This is a genomic window from Vibrio sp. T13N (genome assembly GCF_032970445.1).
GTDB classification, from domain to species: domain Bacteria; phylum Pseudomonadota; class Gammaproteobacteria; order Enterobacterales; family Vibrionaceae; genus Vibrio; species Vibrio diabolicus.
The window spans coordinates 1-1,112 of sequence record NZ_JAWJYE010000056.1; the positions used below are offsets into that span (position 1 = coordinate 1).

At 37.1% G+C, this 1,112-nt stretch carries 1 protein-coding gene; it reads left to right on the plus strand.

Features of this window, described 5'->3' with window-relative positions; genetic code table 11:
* Positions 1–1,111, plus strand: a 1,111-nt coding sequence (locus tag R2S67_RS22740; protein ID WP_317347177.1) for a hypothetical protein, incomplete at its 5' end; no start/stop codon positions are given.
* Between the last annotated feature and the right edge of the window lies 1 nt (position 1,112).

A 1,112-nucleotide genomic window follows, 5' to 3' on the forward strand; every position in this document is an offset into this window, starting at 1 on the left:
GGCTTTAACCACTCGTGAAGTTATTACGCTTGAAAAGTGGAAAAAGCTACTAACACCAGAAGCAGATAATTGGGATGATAAACTAAAACAACTTGTTCTCAACCCATCCAATAATTTTAAAAAAGATCAAAATGACAATTATATTGATCATTCAGCTGAAGAGGCGAAGTCTTTTGCACATCAAGTAAACTTAGATATTATCACGCAACATTTACCACTTTTGTTAGATTTTCCAGAACAAAAGCAAACATGGGTTTTTGCAAAGGAATTAGCCATTTGCAATAAAAATAGCTCGGATTTCCTGAATGCACTGTTTGATCGCTTAAAAACTCGTAAGCGTGAGTACAGTCAATTTTTAAAGGGATATTTATATGGTGTAAATTCAGTGTCTCAAGATACTTGGCATGAAGCATTAAAACATATAGGCAATGAGCCAGAGCTTCAATCATATTATTGCGAGGCGCTAACAACCGGAAAGTTCGATACCAATCAGTTAAATAAACTAATTGAACTAATCAGCCAAAATAAAATAACTGTCTCATCCACCTTATCTCTAACTATTGGTCGCGTTACAGACCATCTTTCTGAGTCGGAGATCTCTAATTTTTGTATGTCTTTAGGGAAGCTAAAAGGGGATGCTATATGGGCATCTTTAGACATTTTATACATGTACATTCGAGCCAAAGACAACTTAGATTTAGAGAGCGTCAAATATGCACTTTCTTTCCTCACACTAAACGTTTCATTTGCTAAAGGCGAAAAACTTAGAAGTCATGATGGATATGGGTGGCTGCAATCAGTCAATCGCCTAATATCTGAATCAGACCCGACTTTTGCTGGTAATTTATGTGACAAAATACTGGTTCAAGTTATAAATAAAGATGTTGACTACTCTGATCAATGGGATTGGCTATACCCTGCATTTTATGAAGCCATAAGTAAGCATGGTAGCTCCATCTGGCCTAATGTTGAAAAACACTTACTTGGACTAAACGAGTTGGAGCTTGGAGTCAGTTTAGGGGCATCAAAATGTACTGCCCCTATTGCTGCCTCTTCATCACGAACGGAACATTATGCTTTCATCTTCGCGCCGTTGTTCTCTAGATATTGAC